The 26185-nt window shown below is 72.2% G+C and carries 26 protein-coding genes and 3 pseudogenes; 15 read left to right on the top strand and 14 right to left on the bottom strand.

The features are described 5' to 3' along the window. Positions 1–98: 98 nt before the first annotated feature. A pseudogene (locus ACFV9D_RS30465) lies at positions 99–239 on the top strand (peptidase C39 family protein); the annotation flags it as partial. A gap of 70 nt (positions 240–309) precedes the next feature. On the opposite strand, the pseudogene ACFV9D_RS30460 reads toward ACFV9D_RS30465, so the two are convergent. The 4 genes and pseudogenes from ACFV9D_RS30460 to ACFV9D_RS30445 form a co-directional block, all read right to left on the bottom strand. Continuing rightward, a pseudogene (locus tag ACFV9D_RS30460) lies at positions 310–480 on the bottom strand (tyrosine-type recombinase/integrase); the annotation flags it as partial. Between the two features lie 111 nt (positions 481–591). Then, complete coding sequence (locus tag ACFV9D_RS30455; protein ID WP_385153250.1) at positions 592–924, bottom strand: hypothetical protein; 333 nt, start codon at positions 922–924, stop codon at positions 592–594. Next, positions 924–1466, bottom strand: a complete 543-nt coding sequence (locus ACFV9D_RS30450; RefSeq protein ID WP_385153247.1) for an RHS repeat-associated core domain-containing protein — start codon at positions 1464–1466, stop codon at positions 924–926. Before ACFV9D_RS30450 ends, ACFV9D_RS30455 begins: the two co-directional genes overlap by 1 nt. Positions 1467–1773: 307 nt before the next feature. Further along, a pseudogene (locus ACFV9D_RS30445) lies at positions 1774–2307 on the bottom strand (type IV secretion protein Rhs); the annotation flags it as partial. Positions 2308–2478: 171 nt separating this feature from the next. Between ACFV9D_RS30445 and ACFV9D_RS30440 the strand changes: the two are divergent. Then, positions 2479–2625: an SCO1431 family membrane protein gene (locus ACFV9D_RS30440; RefSeq protein ID WP_385153244.1), complete on the top strand. Its 147-nt coding sequence runs from the start codon at positions 2479–2481 to the stop codon at positions 2623–2625. Between the two features lie 78 nt (positions 2626–2703). On the opposite strand, the gene ACFV9D_RS30435 is transcribed toward ACFV9D_RS30440, so the two are convergent. Beyond that, positions 2704–3600 carry a DUF6114 domain-containing protein gene (locus ACFV9D_RS30435; protein ID WP_385153241.1) on the bottom strand — a complete coding sequence of 299 codons (897 nt, stop codon included), beginning with the start codon at positions 3598–3600 and terminating at the stop codon, positions 2704–2706. Beyond that, a complete protein-coding gene (locus tag ACFV9D_RS30430) occupies positions 3591–4139 on the bottom strand; it encodes a DUF6230 family protein (RefSeq protein WP_385153343.1) in 549 nt (182 codons plus the stop codon). The genes ACFV9D_RS30435 and ACFV9D_RS30430 overlap by 10 nt, the downstream gene beginning before the upstream one ends. Positions 4140–4273: 134 nt before the next feature. Here ACFV9D_RS30430 and ACFV9D_RS30425 point away from each other — a divergent pair, with 134 nt between their 5' ends. Both ACFV9D_RS30425 and ACFV9D_RS30420 read left to right on the top strand, forming a co-directional pair. Then, positions 4274–4906 (top strand): TetR/AcrR family transcriptional regulator, encoded by a 633-nt coding sequence (locus ACFV9D_RS30425; protein WP_385153238.1) that lies wholly within the window; start codon positions 4274–4276, stop codon positions 4904–4906. 230 nt (positions 4907–5136) lie between these two features. Further along, positions 5137–6309 (top strand): acyl-CoA dehydrogenase family protein, encoded by a 1173-nt coding sequence (locus tag ACFV9D_RS30420; RefSeq protein ID WP_385153235.1) that lies wholly within the window; start codon positions 5137–5139, stop codon positions 6307–6309. On the opposite strand, the gene ACFV9D_RS30415 is transcribed toward ACFV9D_RS30420, so the two are convergent. Beyond that, positions 6272–6559: a hypothetical protein gene (locus ACFV9D_RS30415; RefSeq protein ID WP_385153232.1), complete on the bottom strand. Its 288-nt coding sequence runs from the start codon at positions 6557–6559 to the stop codon at positions 6272–6274. The two genes, ACFV9D_RS30420 and ACFV9D_RS30415, sit on opposite strands and share 38 nt — an antisense overlap. A 169-nt stretch (positions 6560–6728) precedes the next feature. Here ACFV9D_RS30415 and ACFV9D_RS30410 point away from each other — a divergent pair, with 169 nt between their 5' ends. Together ACFV9D_RS30410 and ACFV9D_RS30405 are read left to right on the top strand one after the other, a co-directional pair. After that, positions 6729–7865 carry a hypothetical protein gene (locus ACFV9D_RS30410; protein WP_385153229.1) on the top strand — a complete coding sequence of 379 codons (1137 nt, stop codon included), beginning with the start codon at positions 6729–6731 and terminating at the stop codon, positions 7863–7865. A 47-nt stretch (positions 7866–7912) separates the two neighbouring features. After that, positions 7913–9004 carry a phosphotransferase family protein gene (locus ACFV9D_RS30405; RefSeq protein ID WP_385153226.1) on the top strand — a complete coding sequence of 364 codons (1092 nt, stop codon included), beginning with the start codon at positions 7913–7915 and terminating at the stop codon, positions 9002–9004. Positions 9005–9010: 6 nt separating this feature from the next. Here the strand turns inward: ACFV9D_RS30405 and ACFV9D_RS30400 are convergent, their stop codons facing one another. After that, a complete protein-coding gene (locus ACFV9D_RS30400) occupies positions 9011–9379 on the bottom strand; it encodes a hypothetical protein (RefSeq protein WP_385153222.1) in 369 nt (122 codons plus the stop codon). A gap of 225 nt (positions 9380–9604) precedes the next feature. On the opposite strand from ACFV9D_RS30400, the gene ACFV9D_RS30395 reads away from it, so the two are divergent. From ACFV9D_RS30395 to fxsA, 4 genes are all read left to right on the top strand, one after another. Then, positions 9605–10045: an Lrp/AsnC family transcriptional regulator gene (locus tag ACFV9D_RS30395; RefSeq protein WP_137990589.1), complete on the top strand. Its 441-nt coding sequence runs from the start codon at positions 9605–9607 to the stop codon at positions 10043–10045. A 67-nt stretch (positions 10046–10112) separates the two neighbouring features. Beyond that, entirely contained in the window at positions 10113–11735 is a 1623-nt protein-coding gene (locus ACFV9D_RS30390) for an amidohydrolase (RefSeq protein WP_385153219.1), read from the top strand. Between the two features lie 567 nt (positions 11736–12302). Next, a complete protein-coding gene (locus ACFV9D_RS30385) occupies positions 12303–13082 on the top strand; it encodes a polyprenol monophosphomannose synthase (protein ID WP_385153217.1) in 780 nt (259 codons plus the stop codon). Between the two features lie 67 nt (positions 13083–13149). Next, entirely contained in the window at positions 13150–13743 is a 594-nt protein-coding gene (gene fxsA / locus ACFV9D_RS30380) for an FxsA family membrane protein (protein ID WP_385153214.1), read from the top strand. Between the two features lie 85 nt (positions 13744–13828). On the opposite strand, the gene ACFV9D_RS30375 is transcribed toward fxsA, so the two are convergent. The 4 genes from ACFV9D_RS30375 to ACFV9D_RS30360 all read right to left on the bottom strand — a co-directional run bounded on the left by ACFV9D_RS30375 (position 13829) and on the right by ACFV9D_RS30360 (position 17351). Further along, entirely contained in the window at positions 13829–14203 is a 375-nt protein-coding gene (locus ACFV9D_RS30375; protein ID WP_026278069.1) for an RNA polymerase-binding protein RbpA, read from the bottom strand. A gap of 255 nt (positions 14204–14458) precedes the next feature. Beyond that, positions 14459–15829, bottom strand: coding sequence for an MFS transporter (locus tag ACFV9D_RS30370; RefSeq protein WP_385153211.1), 1371 nt, complete (start codon positions 15827–15829; stop codon positions 14459–14461). Between the two features lie 41 nt (positions 15830–15870). Further along, positions 15871–16635: a glycerophosphodiester phosphodiesterase gene (locus tag ACFV9D_RS30365; RefSeq protein ID WP_385153208.1), complete on the bottom strand. Its 765-nt coding sequence runs from the start codon at positions 16633–16635 to the stop codon at positions 15871–15873. Beyond that, complete coding sequence (locus ACFV9D_RS30360; RefSeq protein WP_385153205.1) at positions 16632–17351, bottom strand: YitT family protein; 720 nt, start codon at positions 17349–17351, stop codon at positions 16632–16634. The genes ACFV9D_RS30365 and ACFV9D_RS30360 overlap by 4 nt, the downstream gene beginning before the upstream one ends. Before the next feature lie 64 nt (positions 17352–17415). Between ACFV9D_RS30360 and ACFV9D_RS30355 the strand changes: the two genes are divergently transcribed. Further along, on the top strand, positions 17416–18915 hold the full coding sequence (locus tag ACFV9D_RS30355) for a PLP-dependent aminotransferase family protein (protein ID WP_385153202.1): 1500 nt from the start codon (positions 17416–17418) through the stop codon (positions 18913–18915). Positions 18916–19004: 89 nt separating this feature from the next. On the opposite strand, the gene ACFV9D_RS30350 is transcribed toward ACFV9D_RS30355, so the two are convergent. Together ACFV9D_RS30350 and ACFV9D_RS30345 are read right to left on the bottom strand one after the other, a co-directional pair. After that, positions 19005–20651: a hypothetical protein gene (locus ACFV9D_RS30350; protein ID WP_385153199.1), complete on the bottom strand. Its 1647-nt coding sequence runs from the start codon at positions 20649–20651 to the stop codon at positions 19005–19007. A 37-nt stretch (positions 20652–20688) separates the two neighbouring features. Then, positions 20689–20883 (bottom strand): hypothetical protein, encoded by a 195-nt coding sequence (locus tag ACFV9D_RS30345; protein WP_046907412.1) that lies wholly within the window; start codon positions 20881–20883, stop codon positions 20689–20691. Positions 20884–21236: 353 nt separating this feature from the next. Between ACFV9D_RS30345 and ACFV9D_RS30340 the strand changes: the two genes are divergently transcribed. The 4 genes from ACFV9D_RS30340 (at position 21237) to ACFV9D_RS30325 (ending at position 25890) form a co-directional block, all read left to right on the top strand. Further along, a complete protein-coding gene (locus ACFV9D_RS30340; protein WP_385153196.1) occupies positions 21237–21629 on the top strand; it encodes an ankyrin repeat domain-containing protein in 393 nt (130 codons plus the stop codon). Positions 21630–21871: 242 nt separating this feature from the next. Continuing rightward, positions 21872–23287, top strand: coding sequence for a HEAT repeat domain-containing protein (locus tag ACFV9D_RS30335; protein ID WP_385153193.1), 1416 nt, complete (start codon positions 21872–21874; stop codon positions 23285–23287). 156 nt (positions 23288–23443) lie between these two features. Beyond that, on the top strand, positions 23444–24577 hold the full coding sequence (locus ACFV9D_RS30330) for a glycosyltransferase family 4 protein (protein ID WP_385153191.1): 1134 nt from the start codon (positions 23444–23446) through the stop codon (positions 24575–24577). 104 nt (positions 24578–24681) lie between these two features. Beyond that, positions 24682–25890 (top strand): glycosyltransferase, encoded by a 1209-nt coding sequence (locus ACFV9D_RS30325; protein WP_385153340.1) that lies wholly within the window; start codon positions 24682–24684, stop codon positions 25888–25890. The last annotated feature ends 295 nt before the right edge of the window (positions 25891–26185 follow it).

Below are 26185 nucleotides of genomic sequence, written 5' to 3'. Positions count from 1 at the left end.
CAGCGCGTCCGCGCTCGATTTGCCTCACGCGGCCCGCGCCTCTGACCTGCATGTTTGCGCGGGAGGGCGTCGCGTGGTAAGCGGCGCCCTCCCATTTGGAGAACATCTGGCTGCGTACGAAGCGGTACGACGCGAACGGCAAGGTCAGAAGCGGTACGGGCGGTGTCTGCTACGTCTTCTGGCCCGCTGAGCCGGCACCGAGCCGGCGCCGCGCACTGCGGTCGCTCGGCCTGGCGTGAGTACGTGCGGCCCCACGGCCGTCGCGACGACCTGACGGCAGTGCTCCCGACCGTCCTGAGCGAGGTGGCCGTACCGGTCCACCGTGACCTTGATCGAACGATGTCCGAGCCAGCGAGATACCTCGTGAATGGACACACCGTTCGTCGGGGCCACGGTGGTCCACTTGTGCCGCAAGTCGTGCGGGTTGTATGCGGGCAGATCGAGCCGCCTGATGGCGCGGTCCCACGATTTGCGCAGCATATCTGTCGGAGCCGAGCCCGAATGGAAGCGTGTCTCCGGGCTGGCGGTCGGGACCGGCGACGCATCCAACGACGTGCCGGGAAGGCAGCTTCCGCAGAGGCGCCTGCGGCATCACGGCACCGTGAACCAGCAGACGTCACCGGAATCGGGCAACCGGGACAGGTGTCGCACCTCAGCCGCGATCCGGGCGAGGGCGTCGGCCTTCTCCAGGCGCCACGGCAGAAAGGGCTCTCCCGCCGACTCCGTCAGTTCGCCGGCCCGCACTCCGGCGTCGTACAGGTCGCCGATGATGCGCAGCAGGAGAGTCAGCTGCTCATCGAACGACGCGCCCCGCCCGAGAAGGCTGCCCACGGAACCGCTGACGACCGAGAATCCGATCCAGTCGTCGTGCGCGTACTGGGTCAGGTACTCCAGCTCGCCTCGGTATGCGTCCTGGTTCACCATCACTCAGCTTCTCCGTGCTGCGGAATGTGGAATCGTTTCATGTCCAGGCCGTCCACACCGTTGTAGTCGATGGTTGCTCCACCGGATTTGCTGAACGACCGGTACGTGACGGTCGCTTTCGGATCATCGGACAGCTGCCACACCTCGATATTGCCCTTCGGCGTGGTCTTGATCTCGGGCTCGCCGAGCTTCGCGTGCAGGTCCAGTCGGACCCGCTCCAGCTGCACGTCGTCGATCACCCTGACGCCGGTAGCGTCTTCCTCACCCAACATCTTGCCGTCGCTGTCGACTGCTGCCGAGCGGGCGTTGTCGTGCCGAGCTTGATCGTCGGCATCCAGGCACTTCAGTCCGAGCGGATCCACCCAGCCGAAGAGGTTGGGGACGTACGCATGGTGGTGAGGTGCGGCGCTCAGGCCGAGCGGGTCGGCCGAGATGTACCCGGCGATCTCGGCGTCGTAGTAGCGGAAGAAGTTGTAGTCGAGGCCGGTTTCCGGGTCGCTGTACTGTCCCGGAAAGCGAAGGGGGCAATCGGCGGTGGCCATGCCGGACGCCGAGAGGGGCGTGCCCCACACGGTGGTGCGGTGCTGCCAGGTTTGTCACGAGCTCCGTCGGGGTGCCGACCAGGTCGGTGACGATCGCGTGGAACCGGGCGTCGTACTCGGTCTGGCTGTGACGGTCGGCCTGGGCCAGCGGGCGGTGAGTCCCTGGCCGGTAGTCCCAGGTGGTCGTGTGGCCGTCCTGCCGCACCTCCTCGGCGAGGCGGGTGCCGTCCCAGGTGAAGGTGGTGCGTTCCTCTGTGGTTCCGTCGGGCCCGCGGCGGTGCTTGGCGATGCGGCGCCCCAGCGGATCGTAGGTGTAGTGCCAGTGGCCGTCGTCGGGGGTCGTCGCGGCGGTGAGGCGGTCCTCGGCGTTCCAGGTGAAGGTCCACGTGCGGCGCTGCCCGTTGAGGAGCTTACGGGTACGGCGGACGAGGCGGCCCTGCGCGTCGTGCTCGTAGACCGTACGACCGGAGCGGCGGATGAGGGTCCCCTGGAAGACCCGGTCACCGGAGTCGGGGTGGTCGGGCGCGGTGACGTGCGTGAGGTTGCCGAGGCTGTCGTAGACGTATCGCTCCGTCCATCCCTGAGCATGAACGGTGGTGACCCGACCGATCGGGTCGACGTCGAAGCGCCGGGTCCCGCCCGTCTCACGGATCTCGCTGACATGGTCGTCGGCCTGATAGGCGTAGGTGCGGTGCTGGAGCAGTGTCGGAGTGATCCCCTGATCGCTGCTGAGTGTCTGGTCGGTGAGGCGGTCGAGGGCGTCCCAGGCCTGGGTGAGGGAAACGCCTTCACCGACGGTGCGGGAGATTTCGCGTCCTAAGCGGTACAACGCCAGCGGCACCGTGGTCTCCGGCACAGGCGGGGTCTGTTACCTCTACTTCCCCGACCGCCCGACGCCCGCCCAGCGCAAGGCATTGGCGGCCGTCGGCGTCCGCTGAGGCGGGACCCGCGGCCCCGGGGGCGTGAGGAACGTCTCTACCCCCGGCGGTCCTCCGCTGGCACTGTGGTGGCCATGACCGCCACCACCCACTCCGTCGCCCAGTCCCGCGCCCGCACCGGCGGGCCCAAGGACGACGGGCCGAAGATCCTCGAGCACATCCTCGGCTGGACCCTGGTCGTCGTCCTCGCCATGTTCGTCACCCGGGCCGGACTGATGTGACCCGGTCCCGCTGAAGGCGCCCGTCCGCCCCCGGCCCCTTCAGGACGCTCCACGCGACGCCCCCACACGCCCGCCCCCTCACGACGCCTCCAGTCGCAGACCCGTCGTCTCGATGACGTCCGAGGTGACCAGGGCCTGTTCGGCGCTGACGTCCGTCATGAAGACGAAGGGCGGCACGACCGGCGGCACGGGCAGGCCGTCCGGGGTGAAGGTCAGGCAGAGCAGCCCCTGGAGGCAGCCGCTGAACTTGGTCAGATAAAGCGTGACGTGCCCGCTGAGGTCGAGGGAGTCCGCGCCGAGCGTCAGCTCCTCGCCGCCGTCGCGGGTCCGCAGCCGGTAGTCGGCGAGCGAGGCCGAGCGCATCGTCAGGACCATCACCTTCAGCGGACCGTCGGCGGTCGGCACGGTCCGTACCCCGGCGAGGGTGAAGCCGTGCGGGGCGAAGCGGGTGGTGGTGACGGTCGGGGGAGTGCGGGTGGCCTCGACCGGCGTCGCGGCCCGGGCCTCGGCCGGGTATGTACCGATGCCCAGGAGCAGCGCGATCGGCAGGGCGGCGGCGAGGGTCTTCGACCCGCCGGGGGCCTTGAGCGGCTCCTCCTCCCGTATGGGAGTCCAGCCGAAGCCCATCGCGCTGCCCAGGATCCCGAGCACCATGCCGACCAGGAAGCCGCCGAGGTTCGTCGCGGCGAAGGAGAGCACCGACAGGATCAGGGCGTGCACCGAGACGTAGTGGTGGGTGTGCGGCAGGAACCAGAGGAACAGCCCGGCGGCGACCAGCGCCAGGCCGATCCCGATCGCCGCGATCCCGCCGATGCCCAGGCTGACCAGGACGGTCAGCGGGGAGAGCGGCACCAGCAGCAGCTCTGCCCCGCCGAGGAGGAGCAGCAGCCCGGCCCAGAAGGGCCGGGTGCGCCGCCAGGTCCGCAGCCGGTGCCGGAGGCCGGGGCCGTCCGGCCCGGCCGGGTTCAGAAGCACTTCGTGCCGCCGACGCTCACATCGACCTTCATCCCCTTCAGCCGGAAGTTGCCGCCGGTGGCCGACCAGGCGTTCGACTTCACCCCGACGACCTCGATGTCGCCGGCCTGGAGGCCGAACTTCCCTCGGGGCCCCTGGACGCCCGGCACCTGGTCGAGGGTGGAGGCGTCGCGGCCGATCTGGGCGGTGCCGAAGCGGGCGTCGCCGCTCAGGTCCTCGCCGTCGATGACCAGACTGCTTGCGGTGACCTCGCCGGCCTCGCCGCCGGCGGTGAGCTTGAAGACGACCTTGCCGACCGGGGTGTTCACCTCGGCCGCCTGGCAGATGTCACTGAGCCGGGCTTCGCCGATGCTGAGCAGGGCGACCGGATGTCCCCGTCCGTCGGCGGAGCGGTCGGTGTGGACGTAGGAGGCGAGCCCCTGGCTCGTCAGCTTCCCGGACGAGACCTGGAAGCTGGTCCCGGAGACGGCGAAGGAGGCGGCCAGGGCCCCCTCGGCCATCACCGATGCCATGATCCCGACCGCGAGCACGGCCGGCATCCCGATCACCGCGGTCTTCTTCCAGGACGTTCTGCCGGGCGCTGACGCCCGTGTGGATGCGCGCACGTTGGACCCTCCCGAAGGTCTGCCATACTGCGGGCACTGTCCGTGGAAGTCGGAGACTAGGGCCGAATTTGAATAATAGTCAACAGCGCGGAACGACCGAACGATCCCAGGTACGGCGCTCCGAACTCATCGCGACCGGACGGAAGTTGTTCGCCGACACCTCGTACGACGCGCTGTCCATGGACGACATCGCCCAGCACGCCGGGGTGGCGAAGGGTCTGATCTACTACTACTTCAAGAGCAAGCGCGGCTACTACCTCGCGATCGTCGAGGAGTCCGTCGCCGACCTCGTGGCCCGGGCCGCGTCCGACACGGACCTCCCGCGCCGCGAGCGGGTGGAGCGCACCGTCGACGGCTACCTCCGCTACGCCCAGCACCACCAGGCGGCGTACCGCACGATCGTCACCGGCGGCGTCGGCTTCGACACCCAGGTCCAGGCCATCCGCGACACCGTGCGCGAGGAGCTGATCGCCACCATCGCCGAAGGCGCCTACGGGCGCCGCGACCTCCCGCGCCTCGCCCACCTCGCCCTCCTCGGCTGGCTGAGCAGCGTCGAGGGCATCACCCTCGCCTGGCTCGGCGACCTGGAACCGGGGCGGGAGGCGGTGTGCGCGCTGCTGGTGCGCCTGCTGCGGGGCACCCTGGCGGCGATCGAGGAGCAGGTCCCGGAGTGCCCCGCGCCGGAGCCGGGTCTCGTCTGACGAGGAGGCGGTCCGGCAAGGCCGGGCCTCCGCGGCGAGTGCCGCGCCGCGCGGCTCCGCACGCCGGAGTGAGGCGGGGCCGCCGAACGGGCATACTCCTCCCGCCACGGCCGTCGCTCGGCCCCCGGGGTGATCCGCCGGGGGCAGCATCGGCGCAGCAGTGACCACCGGCGGCCCCGCGCCACCCGCGCACACCCGCCGCAGCGCCCGAGAGGGAGGAGTGCGCCGCCATGCCCGACCGTGCCCCGCAGATCGTGGAACGCAGGCTGCCCACCGAGGAGGCCGGGGACCTGTTCGCCCTGGTCCGTGAGATCGCCGAGCGGGAGATCGCGCCCCGAGCCGCCGAGGAGGAGGACGCCGGCCGCTTCCCACGGGAGCTCTTCACGCTGCTCTCCGCCTCCGGGCTGCTCGGACTGCCGTACGACTCCGAGTACGGCGGCGGTGACCAGCCCTACGCCGTCTACCTCCAGGTGCTCGAAGAGCTGGCCGCCGCCCGCCTCACCGTCGGTCTCGGTGTCAGCGTCCACTCCCTGTCCTGCCACGCGCTCGCGAACTTCGGCTCCAAGGAGCAGCGGGCCGCGCACCTGCCGGCGATGCTGGGCGGCGGCCTGCTCGGCGCGTACTGCCTCTCGGAGCCGGCCTCCGGCTCCGACGCGGCCTCGCTGCGCACGAAGGCGGTCCGGGAGGGCGACGACTGGCTGATCACCGGCACCAAGGCGTGGATCACCCACGGCGGGATCGCCGACTTCTACACGGTGATGGCGCGCACCGGCGGCGAGGGCCCGAAGGGGATCACCGCGTTCCTGGTCCCCGGGGACGCCGACGGGCTGAGCGCCGCCGCACCCGAGCGGAAGATGGGGATGAAGGGCTCGCCCACCGCCCAGCTCCATCTCGACGGAGTGCGGATCCCCGACAGCCGTCGCATCGGCGAGGAGGGGCAGGGCTTCACGATCGCGCTGTCCGCCCTCGACTCCGGGCGGCTCGGGATCGCGGCCTGCGCGGTGGGGGTCGCGCAGGCGGCCATGGGCCAGGCCGTCTCGTACGCCACGGAGCGGCGGCAGTTCGGCCGGCCCATCGCCGACTTCCAGGGGCTCCGCTTCCTGCTCGCGGACATGGCGACGCAGATCGAGGCGGGCCGTGCCCTCTACCTGGAGGCGGCGCGGCTGCGGGACGAGGGGCGGCCCTTCGGGCGGCAGGCGGCGATGGCGAAACTCTTCTGCACGGACGCGGCCATGCGGATCACCACGGACGCGGTGCAGGTGCTCGGCGGCTACGGATACACCGCGGACTTCCCCGTCGAGCGCTACATGCGGGAGGCGAAGGTGCTGCAGATCGTCGAAGGAACGAATCAGATCCAGCGGATGGTCATCGCGCGGCACCTTGTCGGACCAGAGACCCGCTGAGAAGGGTCCCGCTCACCCCGCTCACCCGTACGGTCCGGTCCGCCCACACCGGGGCGGCGGTGAGCCGGTTCCACTCCTGGTCGCTGCGGCCCGGCAGCGTCCTGCCGTGGCTGGCCCACTGGCTGAGCAGCGCCTTGTAGATGGGCGGGTCGGCGAGGTGTGCCGCCTGATGCGGAACCGATTCTTCAACGCGCGGCTCGGCGAGGCGGCGCCGTCCGCTGCCGACCGGGGTGGTGTACAGCGAGGTCATGCCTGTCCCAACGCGCCCGGCCCCGCGGGGTCACCGCCGAGCGGAATCGAGCGGGAGTTCGGGACTTACCCGAGGTCGATCCACCGGTGATCCGATGTCGCACGACTCTGGCCCTCGGCAAGGTGTCTGACTTACCGTCAGATCCCGCTCGCCGACCAGGAGGTCAACCATGTCTGTGGATCGGCACGTCGACGACCGGCCCGTCGCGCTCGACGAATACCCGGTGCACCAGGCGCCACTCTCGATGAAGCACCACGTCAGCGGCGACCGCAACGCCTACGACCGGTGCATCTTCCACGTCTTCGACCACCAGGGCCGGGCCCTGCTCATCGCCGGGCTCGGCGTGTACCCCAACACCGGGGTCATCGACGCCTACGCCACCCTGCGCACCGGCGACCGGCTGCACGCCGTGCGGGCCTCCGACGCCCTCGGCGACGACCGGATGAACCTCGCCGTCGGCCCGCTGCGCATCACCGTCGACGAACCCCTGAAGACGCTCACCCTGCACTGCGACCCCGACCCCGCCGACCCCGAAGGGCTCTCCTTCGACCTCACCTGGACCGGGGACTTCCCCGCCCTCTGGGAGCCCCACCACACCCAGCGCCGCGGGGACCGACTCACCCTCGAAGGGCGCCGCTTCGTTCAGGCCGGCCACTGCACCGGCACCATCAGGGCCTGCGGCGAGGAGTTCGCCGTCACCCCGGGGGAGTGGACCGGCACCCGCGACCGCAGCTGGGGCGTCCGGCCCATCCCGGGCGAGGAGCCGGGCCGCGCCGACGAGTTCCGGCCCGAGGGCTTCCACTGGCTCTGGATCCCCATGCGCTTCGACGACCGCTTCCTCATGGTCATCGCGCAGGAAGACGCCGACGGCTACCGCACCCTCAACGAGGCCGTGGTCGTACGGAACGGACAGCGGGACACCCAGCTCGGCTGGCCCCGCACCGACATCACCTACCGCCCGGGCACGCGCCACCCCGAGCGGGCCGTCGTCCACCTCGCCGACCCGGCGGGCAAGCCGCTGGAGGTCGAGGTCGAGATTCTCGCCTCCTCGCCGCTCGCCGTCGGCGCCGGATATCCGCCCGCGACCGACTGGCAGCACGGCACCTGGCAGGGCCGCGACTGGACCGACCGCAGGGTCTACGACCTCTCCGACCCCGCCGCCCACCCCATGGCCGCCTTCGGTGTCACCGACCACGCGGCCCGCTTCACCCTCGACGGGCGCACCGGATACGGAATCTTCGAGCACGGCTCCTTCGGCCGCCACACCCCGAGCGGCTTCGCCGACTACACGTCCACCGCCGACTGACCCAGCTCGACCGGCGAATCGAGCCCCAAGAAGGAGGAAGTCCGCCCATGGCCACCGCGCCCCGCCCCCGCACCTCCACCCGCGACCCCGAGGAGCTCGGCCGTCGCCTCACCGTCTGGCTCGACGCCCACCTCCCCGGCGCGCGGGTGACCGGGCTCGCCGTGCCCGGCTCCAACGGCATGTCCAGCGAGACCCTGCTCTTCGACATCGACCACCCCGACGCCCCCGTGCGCGGCTGCGCGCTGCGGCTGGCGGCCGACCCCGCCGCGTACACGATCTTCCCCGTCTACGACATGGAGCGGCAGCACCGGGTCATGAGCCTGGTCGGGGAGCACACCGACATCCCCGTGCCGCGCGTGCTGTGGCTGGAGCCCGACCCGGAGCCGCTCGGTGCCCCGTTCTTCGTGATGGCCCGGGCCGAGGGGCGCGTACCGCCGGACGTCATGCCCTACACCTACGAGGGGAACTGGCTGCACTCCGCCACCGACGCCGAACGCGCCGGCCTGGAGGCCGAGTCCGTTTCCGTACTCGCCCGGCTGCACGACCAATTCCCGCAGAAGGAGGCGGAGTTCCTGCTCCCCGACGGAACGGGAAGCCCGCTGCGCCGGCACGTCGACGCCCAACGCGCCTACTACGCCTGGGTGGTGAAGGGGCTCTCGCCCTCCCCGCTCATCGAGTCCGCCTTCGACTGGCTCGAGGCGCACTGGCCCGCCGACGAGGGCCCGGCCGTCCTGAACTGGGGCGACGCGCGCATCGGGAACATCGTCTACGACGGATTCCGCCCCGCGGCCGTGCTCGACTGGGAGATGGCCGGCTTCGCCCCGCGCGAGGTCGACCTCGGCTGGACCGTCTACCTGCACCGCTTCTTCCAGGACCTGACCGTGAGCTTCGGCCAGCCCGGGCTGCCCGGATTCCTGCGCCGCGACGCGATCGAGCGACGCTACGCCGCACTCACCGGCCACACACCGCGGGACATGGACTTCCACACCCTCTACGCGGCGCTGCGGCACGCGATCGTGATGCTCAGAGTCGCGTACCGCCAGGCGCACTTCGGAGAGGTCGAGGTGCCGGAGAACCCGGACAGCCTGATCCTGCACCACGCCACGCTCGCGGCGATGGTGCGGGGAAGCTACTGGTAGGCGTCGCTACGCCGCGCGCCGCATCTGCGGCACCTTGATCGGACGCGAGCCCGGACCGCCGACGTGCGAGAAGGGCTGCGTCCGCCAGTCGAGACCCTGAGGGAGCGTCAGCAGGAGCGCGGTGTCCTGCTCCTGGACCTCCAGCGTCTCGTCCGCGGGGCGCGCGTCCGACGCGGCCCTGCCGGTGCCGGGGCAGACCGTCAGCACGAACGGGTTCCACGGAGTCGGGCACAGCGCGTGCTCCGGCAGTACGTCCTCGTCGGCGAGCAGCGCGATCGGCTGGACGCAGTCCGGGCAGATCACCCGGTACATCTCAAAGGTGTCGTACGCGTCGAGCTCGTCGGGCGTCTCGACCGAATCAACAGGGTCCTGCATGGAGAATCTCCCCCTCGGGTGGGTCGACCAAGTACGTGTGGCCTCGACCACAGCAAGCAATTCCCATACGGGCGGCCGCATAACCGTGAGGTCTCGATCGACCTGTCGACAAACCTGTGGTCTTCGTCACATGCCGGTCGCAGGTGCCCCGTGGATGCCGATTGATGCCCTCGGGGACGGGCCCCCGGCTGTGCCGATGGCACCCCGGGGCAATAGGTTGACCGCATGGAGGAGCTGGATCGTCAGATCGTCGAGTTGCTCGTCAGGGACGGGCGCATGAGCTACACCGACCTGGGCAAGGCCACCGGCCTGTCCACCTCGGCCGTACATCAGCGCGTCCGCCGCCTGGAGCAGCGCGGGGTCATCCGCGGTTATGCCGCCGTCGTCGACCCGGAGGCCGTCGGACTGCCGCTGACCGCCTTCATCTCGGTCAAACCCTTCGACCCCAGCGCGCCCGACGACACCCCGGACCGGCTCGCGGACATCCCGGAGATCGAGGCCTGCCACAGCGTCGCGGGCGACGAGAACTACATCCTCAAGGTGCGCGTCGCGACCCCGTTGGAGCTGGAGCACCTGCTCAGCCGCATCCGCTCCCAGGCCGGCGTCTCCAGCCGCACCACGGTCGTCCTGTCCACTCCGTACGAAGCCAGGCCGCCGCGCGTCTAGCGGCACCGCCGGTCCGGCGGCGGGCCCGGCGTTCGGCCGGACCCCGCCGCGCATCTAGCCTGGTCGCATGAGCGAGACCCTCTCCGAGAACGCACACCGCACCGTTCTGCTGCGCGGTGGAGACGTCCACAGCCCCGCCGACCCCTTCGCCACCGCCATGGTGGTGGAGCGCGGGCATGTCGCCTGGGTGGGCTCGGAGGGGGCGGCCGACGCCTTCGCCTCCGGGGTGGACGAGGTGATCGACCTCGAAGGCGCCCTCGTCACCCCCGCGTTCGTCGACGCGCACGTGCACACCACGGCGACCGGGCTCGCCCTGACCGGCCTCGACCTGTCCTCCGCCGCCTCGCTCGTCGAGGCGGCGGAGAAGATCCGCGCCTATGCCGCCGCCCGCCCCGACGACCGGATCCTGATCGGGCACGGCTGGGACGCCTCGCGCTGGCCCGAGCGACGGGCGCCGCGCCGCGACGAGTTGGACGAGGTCACCGGCGGACGGCCGCTCTACCTCACCCGGATCGACGTCCACTCCGCCGTCGTCACCACCGCCCTGCTCGACCTCGTGCCCGGCATCCGCGAGCTCTCCGGCTTCCGCGACGGCGAGCCGCTGACCGCGGACGCCCACCACGCCGTCCGCCGCGCCGCCTACGCCGCCCTCTCGCCGGCACAGCGCGCCGAGGCCCAGCGCGCGGCCCGCGCGCACGCCGCCTCGCTCGGCATCGGCACCCTGCACGAGTGCGGCGGACCCGAGATCTCCTCCGAGGACGACTTCACCGGACTGCTCGACCTCGCCCGCGCGGAAGCCGGCCCGCGGGTCGTCGGCTACTGGGCCGACCTCGACGTCGAGCGGGCGCGCGCGCTCGGCGCCGTCGGCGCGGCCGGAGACCTCTTCGCCGACGGCTCGCTCGGCTCGCACACCGCCTGCCTCCACGACGCGTACGAGGACGCCGCGCACACCGGCGTCGCCCACCTCGACGCCGCCGTGGTGGCGTCCCATGTCGTCGCGTGCACCGAGGCCGGCCTCCAGGCCGGGTTCCACGCCATCGGCGACGCCGCGATCACCGCCGTGGTCGAGGGCGTGCGGGCCGCCTCCGAGAAGCTCGGCCTCGCCCGGATCCGCGCCGCCCGCCACCGCGTCGAGCACGCCGAGATGCTCACCCCGGAGACGATCGCCGCCTTCGCCGAGCTCGGACTCACCGCCTCCGTGCAGCCCGCCTTCGACGCGGCCTGGGGAGGCGAGAACGGGATGTACGCCGAGCGCCTCGGCGCCGAGCGGGCCCGCACCCTCAACCCGTACGCCGCCCTGCTCCGCTCCGGCGTGCCGCTGGCCTTCGGCTCGGACAGCCCGGTCACCCCGCTGGACCCCTGGGGCACCGTCCGCGCGGCCGCCTTCCATCGCACCCCCGAGCACCGGATCTCCGTGCGCGCCGCCTTCACCGCCCACACCAGGGGCGGCTGGCGGGCCGTCGGCCGCGACGACGCCGGCACGCTCGTCCCCGGCGCCCCCGCCGACTACGCGATCTGGCGCGCCGACGAGCTCGTGGTCCAGGCGCCCGACGACCGGGTGGCCCGCTGGTCGACCGACCCGCGCTCCGGAACGCCCGGTCTGCCCGATCTGACCCCCGGCGGCGAACTCCCGGTCTGCCTGCGCACTGTGGTGTTCGGACAAACGGTTTTCGTACGGCCGAACGAGTGACGTAGGGACATTTCGTACCGCCGATCGATGATCAACCGGCTCGGTCACGACCTGCGGATCTTCCCCGCTGACCTGGTGGTATCGGTCATCTCCGCAGGTCAAACGAGTGTTGACAGCGAGCGGCCACCGGCCGGTAGGTTCGGCGAGTCCACCACAGGACGTCCGACCGGTTTCTAACCTCCACGCAGTCGTCGAACGCCGCTGGGTCAAGGGATGGTGTGCCGCACCGGCTCACCATCACCGGGAACCAGGTTCAGCGCCCGCGCCTCGGGGGCGAGGGAAGGTTTCTCCGGCGGAGGGTGCGACCCGGGTGGGGCCCGGACGTTCAGTAGACAACGGCTCTCGGTCGACCCGCAGCCAGCGGGTTCCAGGTCGGCCCGAAGGGCGCCGGGCCCCGATCCGCACGCCCTGCCCGGCGCCGGTCCGCACCCCGGTGCGTGGCGCCGGTCCGTACGCCGTGCGTGGGACCGACCGCACCGTCCCGCCCCGCAACCAGCCCCGCCGCGACAGAGTCGCGGGCCGGGCTCGCTATGGTGGGGGTTCGCGTATGTATCCGAAGGGGCAGCAGTGAACGACGGTGGCCAGAGGCGTTACGGCCCGCTCGGCAGAGCCTTGGTGATCATTCCGACCTACAACGAGGCGGAGAACATCAAGCCGATCGTCTCGCGCGTACGGGCGGCCGTACCGGAGGCGCACATCCTCGTCGCCGACGACAACAGCCCCGACGGCACGGGCAAGTTCGCCGACGAGATCGCGGCGGACGACGACCATGTCCACGTCCTGCACCGCAAGGGCAAGGAAGGGCTCGGCGCCGCCTACCTCGCCGGCTTCCGCTGGGGCATCGAGAACGGCTACGGCGTCCTCGTCGAGATGGACGCCGACGGCTCCCACCAGCCCGAGGAGCTGCCCCGCCTGCTGACCGCGCTCAAGGGCGCCGATCTGGTCCTCGGCTCCCGCTGGGTGCCCGGCGGCCGGATCGTGAACTGGCCCAAGTCCCGCGAGTTCATCTCCCGCGGCGGCAGCCTCTACTCGCGCGTCATGCTCGACGTGCCGATCCGCGACGTCACCGGCGGCTACCGGGCCTTCCGCAAGGAGACCCTGGAGGGCCTGGGCCTGGAGGACGTGGCCTCGGCCGGCTACTGCTTCCAGGTCGACCTGGCCCGCCGAGCCGTCGCCGCCGGCTACCACGTCGTCGAGGTCCCGATCACCTTCGTGGAGCGCGAGATCGGCGACTCGAAGATGAGCCGCAACATCGTCGTCGAGGCCCTCTGGCGGGTCACCGGCTGGGGTCTGACGGCCCGTGCGAACAAGGTCGGCAAGCTGCTCGGCCGCAAGTCCACGAGCTGATCCCTCCTTCGCCGACCTGATCTCCCCTTTACGGCGTTCCTGCGACGGGCCAGGCACACTGGGGGGCATGACCAACGGCGCACCGCCTCCCCTCGCCCCCAAGCGCTCCCGCGCGCGTACGTTCCTCCCGCTGGCCCTCGCCGCCTGGCTGGTCCTCGAGATCTGGCTGCTCACGGTGGTGGCGGGCGCGGTCGGCGGGCTGACGCTCTTCGGCCTTCTGGTCGGCGGCGCCGTCCTCGGCGCCGTGGTGATCAAGCGCGCCGGCCGGCGCGCCTTCAAGAACCTCACCGAGACCTTCCAGCAGGCGCAGGCGGCGGCGCAGTCCGGCGTCGCGCCGACCGCGACCGACCGGGCCGGCGCGGGCGACCGCAACGGCTTCCTGATGCTCGGCGGTCTGCTGCTGATGATCCCCGGCCTGATCTCCGACGCGGCCGGTCTGCTGCTGCTCGTACCGCCGGTGCGCTCCTTCCTCGGCCGGTACGCCGACCGGGCCGCGGAGCGCCGGATGAACGCCGCACCTCCCGGCAGCCTCCAGGACGCCTTCCAGCAGGCTCGTATGCACCGTCCCGACGGCAAGGTCGTCCAGGGCGAGGTCATCCGCGACGACGCCCCTCAGGGCCCTCGGAGCCCCCAGGAGCCCCGCCCGCCCCTGACGCCCTGATCCGGTCGCATGACGAAACGCCGCGGGGCCCGGTACACACAAGGTGTACCGGGCCCCGCGGCGTCGCTTTCGGCCGTGCCGTCCGCTAGGCGGACTTGCGGCTGTCTCGCGGATGTACGGCGATGTTCATGGCGCCGGAACGAAGGACCGCCAGCCTCTCGGCCAGGACCTCCTCCAGCTCCTCGCGGGTGCGCCGCTCCATGAGCATGTCCCAGTGCGTACGCGCCGGCTTGCCCTTCTTCTCCTCGGGGCCGTCCCCGTCCACCAGGAGTGCCTGGCTGCCGCAGACCTTGCACTCCCACTCCGGCGGAATTTCCGCTTCCACCGAGAAGGGCATCTCAAAACGATGGCCCTTCTCGCATGCGTACTCCACGGCCTGGCGCGGGGCCAGATCGATGCCGCGGTCGGTCTCGTAGCTGGTCACCACGAGGCGCGTGCCGCGAAGAGCTCGCTCACTCATGAATCGTGCCTCCCGGGCTTGTCGCCCACAGGACAGGTGTCGCTGTCGTCGTCATCCGGTCAACGTCCGGTCGGCGGTAAAGATTCCCGTTCCGGGTCATGCGTCGCCCGTCGTGCCGCCCCTTGTTCTACCCACCAGTGCCCGGTTTGTCACATCTGGCAGCAGATGTCACCCAGCGTCTTCACCAAAGCAGCACGCAGTAACGGTCCGCCTGGCAGGCCAAAGGCGTACACTACCGGCCTTTCACTTCCACGTCTAAATTCGCTCCGGAACCGGGTTGCCCGCGGCGGCCACGGCACGCCGCACCGGGACCCGCGCGAGCAGCACGAAACCGGCCGCGAAGAAGATCACCAGAGAGATGATGGCATCCCGGTAGCTCCCGGTCAGCTGATACGCGAGACCGAACACCAGTGGCCCCAGCCAACTCAGGCCCCGGTCGCTCATCTCGTAGGCCGAGAAGTACTCCGCCTCCTTGCCGCGCGGCACCAGATGCGAGAACAGCGAGCGCGACAGCGCCTGGCTGCCGCCGAGGACGAGACCGATCGCCGCCGCGAGACAGAAGAACGCCACCGGCGCGTCGGCCGGCAGGAAGTACCCGGCGGCCAGGATCAGCGTCCAGACCGCCAGCGACCCCAGGATCGTGCGCTTGGCTCCGTACGAACGCGCCATCCGGCCCATGCCGAGCGCGCCCGCCACCGCGAGCACCTGGACAAGGAGCACCGCCGTGATCAGCGTCGTCTGGTCGAGCCCCAGCTCCTCGGAGCCGTAGATCGACGCCTGCGAGATGACCGTCTGGACGCCGTCGTTGTAGATCAGATAGGCCAGCAGGAACGACAGCGTCAGCGGGTGGCGACGCATGTCCCGCAGTGTCGCCATCAGCTGCCGCCAGCCACCGCCCACCGCGCCCTCGGCGACCGCGCCCTCGCCGTGCGGCCGGACCCGCCGGTCGCGCAACCGCCGCAGCGGCACCAGCGTGAACGCGCCCCACCACAGCCCGGCCGAGGCCAGACAGATCCGAACCGCCGCGCCCTCCGACAGGCCGAACGAGTCGTGCCCGGAGTAGAGCACCAGATTGAGGACGAGGACCAGCGCGCCCGAGGTGTAGCCGAAGGCCCAGCCGCGGGAGGAGACCGCGTCCCGTTCGTCCGGCTCGGCGATCTGCGGCAGATAGGCGTTGTAGAGCACCATCGAGACCGCCAGCGAGGCGTTCGCCACGATGAGCAGGAACGCGCCGAGCAGATAGCGGTCCCCGCTCAGGAAGAACATCCCCGCCGTCGCCGCCGCGCCGGTGTACGCGGAGACCGCGAGCAGCGGCTTCTTGCGGCCCGTGCGGTCCGCCGCCGCGCCCACCAGCGGCATCACGAGGACCGCCACGACGATCGAGACCGAGACGGCGTACGCGAAGAGCGAGCCGGCCCGCACGGGTATGCCCAGCGGGTGGACGAATCCGTCCGCGTCCGCCGCCGCCTTCGCGACCGAGGTCAGATACGGACCGAGGAACACCGTCAGGACGCTCGTCGAGTACACCGAGCAGGCGAAGTCGTAGAAGTACCAGCCGCGCTGCTCGCGTCTGCGGTCGGCCGGATCGGAGGTGTGCTCCTGCGGCTCGGTGGTGTCGGCAGTCACGGCCGCGGCCCCCTCGTTCGTCCCCGTGGCGGGACGCGCGTTCAGATCCACGCGCCCCGGGCGGTCAGCACTGCGCGCAGCGCCTCCAGATGATCGGTCATGATGCCATCCACCCCCAGGTCGAGGAGAGCGTTCATCCGCTCCGGATCGTTGACCGTCCACACGTGCACCTGCAGACCGCGGGCATGGGCCTCGCGCACGAAGCGCCTGTCGACCACCGGGATGCCGCCCTGGCTCTCCGGGACCTGCGCGGCGACCGCGCCCGCGCGCAGCGCCGCCGGGATGCCGAGCGAGCGCAGCCGCAGGCCGAGGACGCCCTTCACGCCGTACGAGGTCGCCAGGCGCGGCCCCGCCAGGCGCTGTGCCCGGGCCACCCGGCCCTCGGTGAAGGAACCCACGCAGATCCGGTCCCACGCCCCGGTCCTGCGGATCAGGTCGACCAGCGGGACCAGGGAGGACTCGGCCTTCAGGTCCACGTTCCAGCGCGCCTCGGGGAACTCCTCGAGGAGGTCCTCGAAGAGCGGCAGCGGCTCCTTGCCGGCCACCCGCGCCTCGCGGACGGCGTCCCACGGCAGATCGCGGATGCGGCCAGTGGCGTCCGTGACCCGGTCGAGCGTCGAGTCGTGGAAGGCGACCAGAGCACCGTCCGCGGTGGTGTGCACATCGGTCTCGAAGTAGCGATAACCGGCCGCCGCGGCCCGCCGGAAGGCGGCCGCGGTGTTCTCCAGGCCGTCCGCCGTGCCGCCGCGATGGGCGAACGGGATGGGGGACGGGTGGTCGAGATAGGGGTGGCGTACGCGAGTCACCGCCGCAGTATCGCCTGCTCCGGTGTCCCCGAGGCGACGACGGTGCTGCTCACGTCCTGCTCGGGGATGGCGAACCGGCGCAGGAAGAACTGCGCGAGCGGGCCGATGCTGACCGCGTACAGCACGGTGCCGACACCGACCGAACCGCCGAGCAGGAAGCCGGTGGCGACCACGGCGACCTCGATCGCCGTGCGGACCAGCCGGATCGAGCGGCCGGTGACCCGGTGCAGTCCGGTCATCAGGCCGTCGCGCGGACCGGGGCCGAACCGTGCGGCGATGTACAGGCCGGTCGCCATGCCGTTGAGCACGATGCTCAGGACGACGAACGGGATCTGCGCGGCGAGGCCCTCGACGTCCGGGACGAGAGCGAGCGTCCCGTCCATCGAGGCGCCGACGATGAAGACGTTCGAGACCGTGCCCAGACCCGGCTTCTGGCGGATCGGGATCCACAGCAGCAGGACGACCGCCCCGACGATGATCGAGACGACTCCGATGCTCAGTCCGACCTTCTCGGCGAGACCCTGATGGAGGACGTCCCAGGGATCCACGCCGAGCCCGCCGCGGACCATCAGCGCCGAGCTGATCCCGTACAGCGCCAGTCCGGCATACAGCTGCACGAGCCGACGGGTCAGATGACGACCGGTGAGCCGGCCGCGGAGGCCGGAGGCGATGGACAAGGTGGTGCCCCCCTGTGTGGTGGTAGTGGACTGACTCATGACACTCTGTGGCGGGGGATCGCATGCCAACCATGGCCAATTCGAGGAAGGTGGACTGACTTCCATGGCTCAGTGGACTTCGGCCGTCGGGCCGGCCCAGCTGGCCCGGCAGCTTCAGGCGCAGCAGCCGCGCCCCGCCGGACCCGGCGCGCGCAAGCCGCCCGCCTACCGTGCGCTCGCCGACGGCATCCGCCTCCTCGTCCTGGAGGGCCGCGTGCCCGTCGCCGCCCGGCTGCCCGCCGAGCGGGAGCTCGCCGTGGCGCTCACCGTCAGCCGTACGACGGTGGCGGCCGCGTACGAGGCGCTGCGCGCCGAGGGCTTCCTGGAGTCCCGGCGCGGGGCCGGCAGCTGGACCGCCGTACCGGCCGGGAACCCGCTCCCCGCGCGCGGGCTCGAACCGCTGCCGCCGGAGTCGCTCGGGTCGATGATCGACCTCGGCTGCGCGGCGCTGCCCGCGCCCGAGCCCTGGCTGACCCGGAGCGTCCAGGGGGCCCTGGAGGAGCTGCCGCCGTACGCCCACACGCACGGGGACTACCCGGCCGGCCTGCCCGCGCTGCGGCAGATGCTCGCCGACCGGTACACCGAGCGGGGCATCCCGACCATGCCCGAGCAGATCATGGTCACCACCGGGGCGATGGGCGCCATCGACGCCATCTGCCATCTCTTCGCCGGGCGCGGCGAGCGGATCGCCGTCGAGTCGCCGTCGTACGCCAACATCCTCCAGCTCATGCGGTCCGCGGGCGCCCGGCTGGTGCCCGTCGCTATGGCCGAGGGACTGGCGGGCTGGGACCTGGGCCGCTGGCGGCAGGTGCTGCGGGACGCGGCGCCGCGACTCGCGTACGTCGTGGCCGACTTCCACAACCCGACGGGCGCCCTGGCCGACGAGGACCAGCGCCGGCAGCTCGTGGACGCGGCCCGCTCGGCCGGCACGGTCCTGGTCGTCGACGAGACGATGTCCGAGCTGTACCTGGACGACGACCTGGCGATGCCGCGGCCCGTCTGCGCCTTCGACCCTGCGGGTGCGACGGTGCTGACGGTCGGCTCGGCGAGCAAGGCCTTCTGGGCCGGCATGCGGATCGGCTGGGTGCGGGCCGCTCCCGACGTGATCCGTTCGCTGGTGTCGGCGCGGGCCTACGCCGACCTCGGCACCCCCGTCCTGGAGCAGCTCGGCGTCAACTGGCTGATGCGCACGGGGGGCTGGGAGCAGGCCGTCAGCATCCGCCGCACCCAGGCCCGGGAGAACCGCGACGCGCTGGTCGCTGCGGTGCGGGCCGCGCTCCCGGAGTGGGAGTTCGAGGTCCCTCGCGGGGGCCTGACGCTCTGGGTCCGCACGGGCGGCCTCTCGGGCTCGCGGATCGCGGAGGTCGGCGAGCGGGTGGGGGTTCGGGTCCCGTCGGGGCCGCGGTTCGGGGTGGACGGTGCCTTCGAGGGATACGTCCGGCTGCCGTTCACCGTGGGCGGCCCGGTCGCGGAGGAGGCGGCGGCCCGGTTGGCGGCCGCGGCACGACTCGTGGAGTCGGGCGCGGGGGCGGGCGTGGAGCCCTCACGGTCGTTCGTGGCGTGACCGCGTGACCGCGTGACCGCGTGACCGCGTGACGCAGGAGGGGCGGGTGCGGACCCAGGGTCCGTACCCGCCCCTCCTGCGCTTGGCGCTCAGCCCTCCGCCGGGACCGGGGTATGGCGCGGTGGCGGTCCGTGGCCGACCTCGGGTGCGGGGCGGCCGGGTTCCGTCACCACTGTGTGGCCGGGGTCCGGGGCCGAGCCGGGGGCCGTCTCCACCGCCGTCGCCGTGCCGGTCAGCCGTTCCGGCAGCAGGGCCAGGACGGCCTGCCGGTGCGCCTCGTTCGTCGCGTCGTCGTACGGATCGGGCGTCGCCGGCACCTGCAGGCGCAGGACCTGGCCGGTACCGAGGCGGGCGTAGCCACGGCCCGGCGGGACGACCGGGATCGGTGTGGTGTGCGGCTCGACCCCGAGGACCGACTCGATCTGATCGGGGGAGGCGGGGCCGAGCACGACCCGGGCGCGGGTGTGCGTCCGTACCGTCTCGCTCAGCGAGTCCACGCTGTCGAACTGCTCCGCCACCACCACCGTGACCTGCGCGGCCCGGCCGTGCCGCAGCGGCACCTGGAGGAGGTTCTGCGGGTCGGGACGGCCGTCGGCCGCCGCGAGGTGGCCGAGGATGCTCGGCCGGTCGAGCAGGATCCACAGCGGGCGCCTGGTGTCGTCGGGCGCGGGACGGCCCGCCTGACGGGCCCGGTTCGCGGCGATCAGCCGCCGCTCGGTCTCGTGCGCCGCCCACTCCAGGCTCGCCAGCGAGCCCGCGAGGCCGCACTCGACGGCCAGGACGCCGGCGCGCCCGGTCAGACAGGCGTACTCGCCGGTGCCGCTGCCCTCCACGATCAGCACGTCGCCGTGGGGCAGGGCCTGCAGCGCGATGGAGCGCAGGAGGGAGGTCGTGCCGCTGCCGGGCTGGCCGACCGCGAGCAGATGCGGCTCCGTGGAGCGCGGGCCGGTGCGCCAGATCACCGGCGGCGCGTCCTCCGCCCCGTCGGCGGCCAGGACCGGCACGGTGCGCTGCACGGCGTCGGCGTCGGTGAAGCCGAGGACCGTCTCGCCCGGCGCGGTGACGAAGCGCTGCGCGGCGATCGTGGTCGGAAGGGCGGTCAGCACCGCCATCACGAGCTGGTTGCCCTCCTCGTCCCAGTCGAAGAGGTACTCGCGGCCGCGCCCCGACTTGGCGTGCAGCAGCTGCTCGATCCGGGCGCGGGAGGCGGCCTCCCCGTCGGTGAAGTACGCGGGGTACTTGATCCGCAGGTGAGTGAGACGCCCGCTGTCGTCGAAGGCGTGGTCCCCGAACGCGCCGCTCCAGTCGCCGCCATGGGCGAAGAGCGGGGCCGGGTCCTCGGGGACGGAGAAGTACGGCACCAGTGCCTCGTAGAGGCCCTTGAGCCGCTCGATCTCGGCGTCGTCGGGCCCGGTCTTCACGACCGGGCGCTCGCGCCCCTTCCACGCGGCCGCGCCCATCACCGAGACGAGAGCGAGGAGCGGCCCGTACGGGACGAGGGCGACGACGAGGACGCAGGCCGCGACCAGGAGCAGCGTGGGACCGCGCCGCTCCTTGGGGGTCGCGGCCCACCTGGCGCGCGCGGTCGCGGCCAGCTTCCGCAGACCACGTGTGATGGTGATCAGCGGATGGAGCACATCGGTGGCGCTGTCGGCGGCCGTGCGCGCGATCTCTCGACTGCGAGCGATCCGGTCGCTGCCGCTGCTCAGAATGCGGGGGAGTGGTCGCCGGGCCACGTCGTACTCCTGGAGTTGTGGAAGGGGCTGAGGGGCGTCAGAACTTGATCCCGCCCAAGAGGCTGGCGAGGCTCTGTCCGCCTGCGGTGATGCTCGGAGCGATGGCGGTGCCCGCGAGGTAGAAACCGAAGAGGGCGCTGACGAGGGCGTGCGACGCCTTCATGCCGTCCTTCTTGAAGAACAGGAAGCAGATGATGCCGAGCAGGACCACGCCTGAGATGGACAGGATCATTTGGGGTTCTCCTGGTTGAGGGGACAGTCACCATGAGTCCTTCCAGGTTCACAGGAAGTATCTATGCGATTAAAGGTGCATATGGGTGAAAGACGGGCGATTTCACTTGACTGGCGGATGGGGAGGGCTTGCCCGAGTGGCGAAATGTGCGGAGCGCGCTAGCTGATCTTTGCCGTGGACGCCTCCCGTCATGTCGCGGGACGGGCAGTACCCTGTCGATTCACTCGTACGGCCTCGCTTGCCGTGCGCAGGTCACAGCAACGTGCACGACGGAACGTGTACGACGGAACGTGCGCGACGGATACATGCACGACGGATACATGCACGACGGAACGGAAAGGCGGACACGTCCGATGAGCGAGACTCCGGACCCCGAGGTCATCGAGCTGGCGGGCAAGGTCTTCGACCTCGCGCGGACAGGGGACGCCGAGACGCTGGCCGCCTATGTCGACGCCGGTGTCCCGGCCGACCTCACCAACGACAAGGGCGACTCCCTGGTCATGCTTGCCGCCTACCACGGGCACGCGGAGGCGGTCGCCGCCCTGCTGGCCCGGGGTGCCGACGCGGACCGCGCCAACGACCGCGGCCAGACCCCGCTCGCCGGCGCGGTCTTCAAGGGCGAGGACGCCGTCGTCCGCGCGCTGCTCGCCGGCGGCGCAAATCCGGAAGCGGGGACTCCGTCTGCCGTGGATACTGCTCGGATGTTTGGGAAGACAGAACTCCTGGAGCTGTTCGGCACCCGGTGAAGATCCGGGTGAACGGACACTGAACCCCAGGTGAGAGCGGTGTCGTAAATGTGGTCGCGGTGGCGAAATGGCTGGGTCATCATGACGTCGGGCCCGCAAGGGGCCACCGACGAGAGGCAGAGGAAGATGGTCAACACCAAGCAAAGGACGACGGGCGGCCGAACATGTTGCTGCGCGGCCTAGGCGATCACCAGTCCCCGGTACTCCCGGTCGTGTCGACAGCTTGATGTGAGGCATCTTCCATGTTCGAACCAGTCATAGCGCCGAGCGGCACCCTGCTCGGCCTGCTGCAGAGGGGCCGCGGCGACGGCACCCTGCACGCACTCGCCGCGCCACGCGCCGAGGCCCTCGCGGCCCTCAACCACTGCGTTCTCAGCGACCCCCGCCAGGACTGGCAGGTCGAGAACCGCTCCCTCTACTACGCACGCCTGTACCTGGATCTGCACGGCGGGCTCACGGAGATCGAGACCCACCTCTTCGGGGCCGAGGACCACTTCGACACCGAGGAGAACAGGACCGGGCTCGCGCTCGCCGTCCTCGGGCACCTCGCCTCCTACGGTCGCCACGACGCCCTGGTGCTGCTCCGGCGGTACGCCGCGACCGGCACCAACTGGGCGTGGGCACTCGACGAGCTCGCCCTGCGCGACGACGACGCCGGCCTGCGCTCGCTCGCCGACCCGGTCCTCGCCCGCTTCCCGGCCACGCCGGAGGGCGACGCCGAGCTGGCGAGCACCGTACGGGACGCCTTCGAGCCCCGGCCGTGGCGGCTGTGGGCCGAGGACCAGCGCGACGCCGTCGGCGCCCGGGTCAGGGCCGCCCAGGAACAGGGCTCGTTCGACCGCTGGCAGCGCCAGATGCGACCGAGCGGACCCCGGCCCGGCTGGAGCGTCCAGGCGGTCTTCGACTGGGCCCAGGAAGGCCTGGAGCGCGGCGCCGTGCTGCACGGGCCCGCCGCCCGCTGCCTGACCGCCGTCGCCGGCCCCGATGACCGGCCCGCCATCGTCGAGGCCGCCCGCAGCGGACCCGACGGGGCGCGCTGCGCCGCCCTCCACTACCTCGCCGAGTCACGCGACCCCGCCGTACTCGACCTCATCGAGGCCGCCGCCGGCAGCGACTCCCGTACCGTCGCCGAAGCCGCCGTGTCCGCGTTCGAGCGCATGTGCGGCGAAGCCGCCGTCGACCGCGCCCGCGGCTGGGTCCACCGGCCCGACGCGCTCGGCACGGCCGCCGCCGGCGTCCTCGCCTGCCGGGGCGGTGCCCAGGACGCCCTTCTCGTCCTCGGCGCCCTGCGCGAGACGGTTCGGGCCGACGGCCCCGACGCCACCGCCCTCTACACCCTCGTCGACGGCGCCGGACGCCTCGGCATCGCCTGCGCCGCCCCCGTGCTGCGCCACGTCTACCGAGAGACGGCCTCCTCCCAACTGCGCGGCCGCACGGCCCGCGCCCTCGCCGCCACCGACCCGACTTTTCCGACGGGATTCGCCGTCGAATGCCTCTGGGACTGCGAGGAGACCACGCGCGAGGTCGCGGCGCTGCACGCCGAGACCGGTGACGTACGGGTCGCGGAGCGATTGCGCCGACTGGCGGCCGACCCGGCCGAGGAGGCCGAGGTCCAGACGGCGGTACGCAACCGGATAGGGCCCGACCTGCAGGTCTGAGCGGGGGCGCCCGCCCTGCCGCACGCCCCGCCGCAACGGACGGCGGGGCGGGGGCCGCGGGCGGAAACGCCCGGCGGGGCAAACGCTCATGGGACGTTCCCCGGCCGTCCAGATCCACGTCGGCGGGAACACGCCGGGTGCGACGACAACACCGGTATGCGTGTCGTCATCGTCACCGAATCCTTCCCACCCGATGTCAATGGTGTGGCGCACTGCACCCAGCAGACCGCGCGCCACCTCGTCCGCCGCGGACATGACCCGCTCGTCATCGCCCCGGCCGTCCCCGTGGCCGGCCCCGCCGACCCGCCGGACTCCGACGCGCCCTGTCCCGTCGTGCGCGTACCCTCCCTCCCCCTGCCCGGCTATCCGCAGGTGCGCGTCGCCCTGCCCAGCCGCCGCCTGGCCGCCGCCATCGCCGCGCACCGGGCCGACCTCGTGCACCTGGCGAGCCCCTTCGTGCTCGGCGTGCGAGGAATGGCGGCCGCGAACCGGCTCGGACTGCCCGCCGTCGCCGTCTACCAGACCGACCTCGCCGGCTACGCCCGCACCTACATGGGCGCGGGCGAGGGCGCCGCCTGGCGCCGCCTCCGCGCCGTCCACGGGGCCGCCGACCGCACCCTGGCGCCGTCCACGGCCGCCGCGCACGACCTCGAGACGCACGGCATCGGCCGCATACGGCTCTGGCGCCGCGGCGTCGACACCGACCGCTTCCGCCCCGAGCTGCGCGACGAGGCCCTGCGCCGCGAACTCGCCCCCGGCGGCGAGCTCCTCGTCGGCTACATCGGCCGCCTCGCCCCCGAGAAGCGGGTTGAACTGCTCTCCGGTGTGTGCGGACTCCCCGGCGTGCGGGTCGTGGTCGTCGGCGACGGCCCGAGCGGCCCCGGGCTGCACACCGCCCTGCCCGGCGCCGAGTTCCTCGGCCGCCGCACCGGCACCGACCTGGCGAGGATCTTCGCCTCGCTGGACGTGTTCGCGCACACCGGCCCGTACGAGACCTTCTGCCAGACCGTGCAGGAGGCGATGGCGAGCGGTGTCCCCGTGGTCGCTCCCGCCGCCGGGGGCCCGCTGGACCTCGTCGACCACCGCCGGACCGGACTCCTCGTCCCGCCGGACGACGCGACCGCCCTGCGGGAGGCCGTCGCCTCCCTCGCCGCCGCACCGGCGCTGCGCGCCGCCTACGGCCGGGCGGGCCGGACGGCGGTCGAGGGCCGGACCTGGGAGGCGGTGGGCGACGAACTGATCGGCCACTACCTGGAGGTCCTGCGCGAGCGGACGGCGGTCGCGGCATGAACGGGCTCGGTAGGAATGGACTCGGCACGAACGGCGGCCTCGATGTGAACGGGCTCGGAGTGGACGGCCTCGATGTGAACGGGCTCGGAGTGGACGGTCGCGGCATGAACGGGCTCGGAGTGGACGGTCGCGGCGTGAACGGGCTCGGTATGCGCCGGCCGCTGCGGATCGTCCGGCTGGCCAACTTCGTCACCCCCACGTCGGGGGGCCTGCGTACCGCCCTCGAACAGCTCGGCCGCGGCTACCTCGCGGCCGGGCACGAGCCCGTCCTGATCGTCCCCGGGGACGTCGGGAGCGACCAGGTCACCGATCAGGGGCGGGTCATCACGCTGCCCGGTCCCGTCCTGCCCGGGACCGGCGGCTACCGCGTCCTCGCCGACCGGCGGCGCGTACGCCGCCTCCTCGAGGAACTCGCTCCCGACCGGCTCGAGGTCTCCGACCGGACGACCCTGCGCTGGACGGGGGAGTGGGCCAGGCGCGCCCGGGTGCCGTCGGTGATGGTCTCCCACGAGACCGCGGACGGCGTGCTGCGGACCTGGGGTGTGCCGTCGGCCGCCGCGGCCCACGCGGCCGACCGGCTCAACCGGCGTACGGCGTGGGCGTATTCGCGGATCGTGTGCACGACGGAGTGGGCGGAGCGTGAGTTCGTACGGATCGGGGCCGGCAACGTCGTACGCGCGCCGCTCGGCGTGGACCTGGACCGCTGCAGGCCAGGGCGGCGCAGCACCGTGCTGCGGGCCAAGCATGCGGACGGCCAGCGCGTGCTGCTGGTGATGTGCTCGCGGCTCTCGGTGGAGAAGCGGCCCGGGAACGCGCTGGACGCGCTCGCCCACCTGCGGGCGACCGGGGTCCGGGCCGGGCTCGTCGTGGCCGGCGACGGGCCGCTGCGGGGGACGCTGGAGCGCAGGGCGCGGGACGAACGGCTGCCGGTGCGGTTCCTGGGGCATGTCGCCGACCGCGAGACCCTGGCGGACCTCCAGGCCGCTGCCGACCTGTGCCTGGCCCCCGGGCCCGCCGAAACGTTCGGCCTGTCCGCGCTGGAGTCCCTCGCCTGCGGCACGCCGGTCGTCGCCAGCGCCTCCTCGGCGCTTCCCGAGGTCCTCGGCGACGCGGGCGCCTGCGCCCCCGACGATCCGGCGGCCTTCGCCGCGGCGATGCGTAGCCTGCTCGATCGCCCGGAACGGGAGCGCCGCGCGGCGGCACGCGCGCGTGCCGAACTCTTCGGCTGGGACCGCTCGATCGCCGCCTTCCTCCAGGCCCACGACGCGGCACCGGCCTCGATCCTCGTCCCGCCGCAGGGAGCCCGGACATGACGACCACGACCACCGCCCCACCGACCGCCGGCGCCCCGGAGCCGTCGGGCACCACCGGGCGGGCGTGCGTGCCCGGGACGCGGGGCAACGCCGCTAGGTCGGACACCGCCCGTACGTCGGGCACAGCTGGCGCGTCGGGCACAGCCCGTACGTCGGGCACCACCGGTACGTCGGGCACAGCCGGTGCGTCCGGTGCCGTCGACGCGTCTGCCTTGGCGGGCACGTCCGGTGCCGTCGACGCGTCTGTCCTGGCGGGCACGTCGGGTACCGCCGAGGCGTCCGCCCCGGCCGGCAT

This window comes from Streptomyces sp. NPDC059875 (genome assembly GCF_042731085.1).
Taxonomy (GTDB): domain Bacteria; phylum Actinomycetota; class Actinomycetes; order Streptomycetales; family Streptomycetaceae; genus Streptomyces.
The sequence above is the reverse complement of the archived record's forward strand: the minus strand, read 5'-3'. Positions and strand labels throughout refer to the sequence as shown.

Bases quoted from the DNA above. Each gene is read 5' to 3' on its own strand.
- ACFV9D_RS30455 (WP_385153250.1), bottom strand. From the start codon at position 924: ATGGTGAACCAGGACGCATACCGAGGCGAGCTGGAGTACCTGACCCAG.
- ACFV9D_RS30450 (WP_385153247.1), bottom strand. From the start codon at position 1,466: ATGGCCACCGCCGATTGCCCCCTTCGCTTTCCGGGACAGTACAGCGAC.
- ACFV9D_RS30440 (WP_385153244.1), top strand. From the start codon at position 2,479: ATGACCGCCACCACCCACTCCGTCGCCCAGTCCCGCGCCCGCACCGGC.
- ACFV9D_RS30430 (WP_385153343.1), bottom strand. From the start codon at position 4,139: ATGCCGGCCGTGCTCGCGGTCGGGATCATGGCATCGGTGATGGCCGAG.
- ACFV9D_RS30420 (WP_385153235.1), top strand. From the start codon at position 5,137: ATGCCCGACCGTGCCCCGCAGATCGTGGAACGCAGGCTGCCCACCGAG.
- ACFV9D_RS30415 (WP_385153232.1), bottom strand. From the start codon at position 6,559: ATGACCTCGCTGTACACCACCCCGGTCGGCAGCGGACGGCGCCGCCTC.
- ACFV9D_RS30410 (WP_385153229.1), top strand. From the start codon at position 6,729: ATGTCTGTGGATCGGCACGTCGACGACCGGCCCGTCGCGCTCGACGAA.
- ACFV9D_RS30405 (WP_385153226.1), top strand. From the start codon at position 7,913: ATGGCCACCGCGCCCCGCCCCCGCACCTCCACCCGCGACCCCGAGGAG.
- ACFV9D_RS30400 (WP_385153222.1), bottom strand. From the start codon at position 9,379: ATGCAGGACCCTGTTGATTCGGTCGAGACGCCCGACGAGCTCGACGCG.
- ACFV9D_RS30395 (WP_137990589.1), top strand. From the start codon at position 9,605: ATGGAGGAGCTGGATCGTCAGATCGTCGAGTTGCTCGTCAGGGACGGG.
- ACFV9D_RS30390 (WP_385153219.1), top strand. From the start codon at position 10,113: ATGAGCGAGACCCTCTCCGAGAACGCACACCGCACCGTTCTGCTGCGC.
- fxsA (WP_385153214.1), top strand. From the start codon at position 13,150: ATGACCAACGGCGCACCGCCTCCCCTCGCCCCCAAGCGCTCCCGCGCG.
- ACFV9D_RS30375 (WP_026278069.1), bottom strand. From the start codon at position 14,203: ATGAGTGAGCGAGCTCTTCGCGGCACGCGCCTCGTGGTGACCAGCTAC.
- ACFV9D_RS30360 (WP_385153205.1), bottom strand. From the start codon at position 17,351: ATGAGTCAGTCCACTACCACCACACAGGGGGGCACCACCTTGTCCATC.
- ACFV9D_RS30355 (WP_385153202.1), top strand. From the start codon at position 17,416: ATGGCTCAGTGGACTTCGGCCGTCGGGCCGGCCCAGCTGGCCCGGCAG.
- ACFV9D_RS30345 (WP_046907412.1), bottom strand. From the start codon at position 20,883: ATGATCCTGTCCATCTCAGGCGTGGTCCTGCTCGGCATCATCTGCTTC.
- ACFV9D_RS30340 (WP_385153196.1), top strand. From the start codon at position 21,237: ATGAGCGAGACTCCGGACCCCGAGGTCATCGAGCTGGCGGGCAAGGTC.
- ACFV9D_RS30335 (WP_385153193.1), top strand. From the start codon at position 21,872: ATGTTCGAACCAGTCATAGCGCCGAGCGGCACCCTGCTCGGCCTGCTG.
- ACFV9D_RS30330 (WP_385153191.1), top strand. From the start codon at position 23,444: ATGCGTGTCGTCATCGTCACCGAATCCTTCCCACCCGATGTCAATGGT.
- ACFV9D_RS30325 (WP_385153340.1), top strand. From the start codon at position 24,682: ATGAACGGGCTCGGAGTGGACGGTCGCGGCGTGAACGGGCTCGGTATG.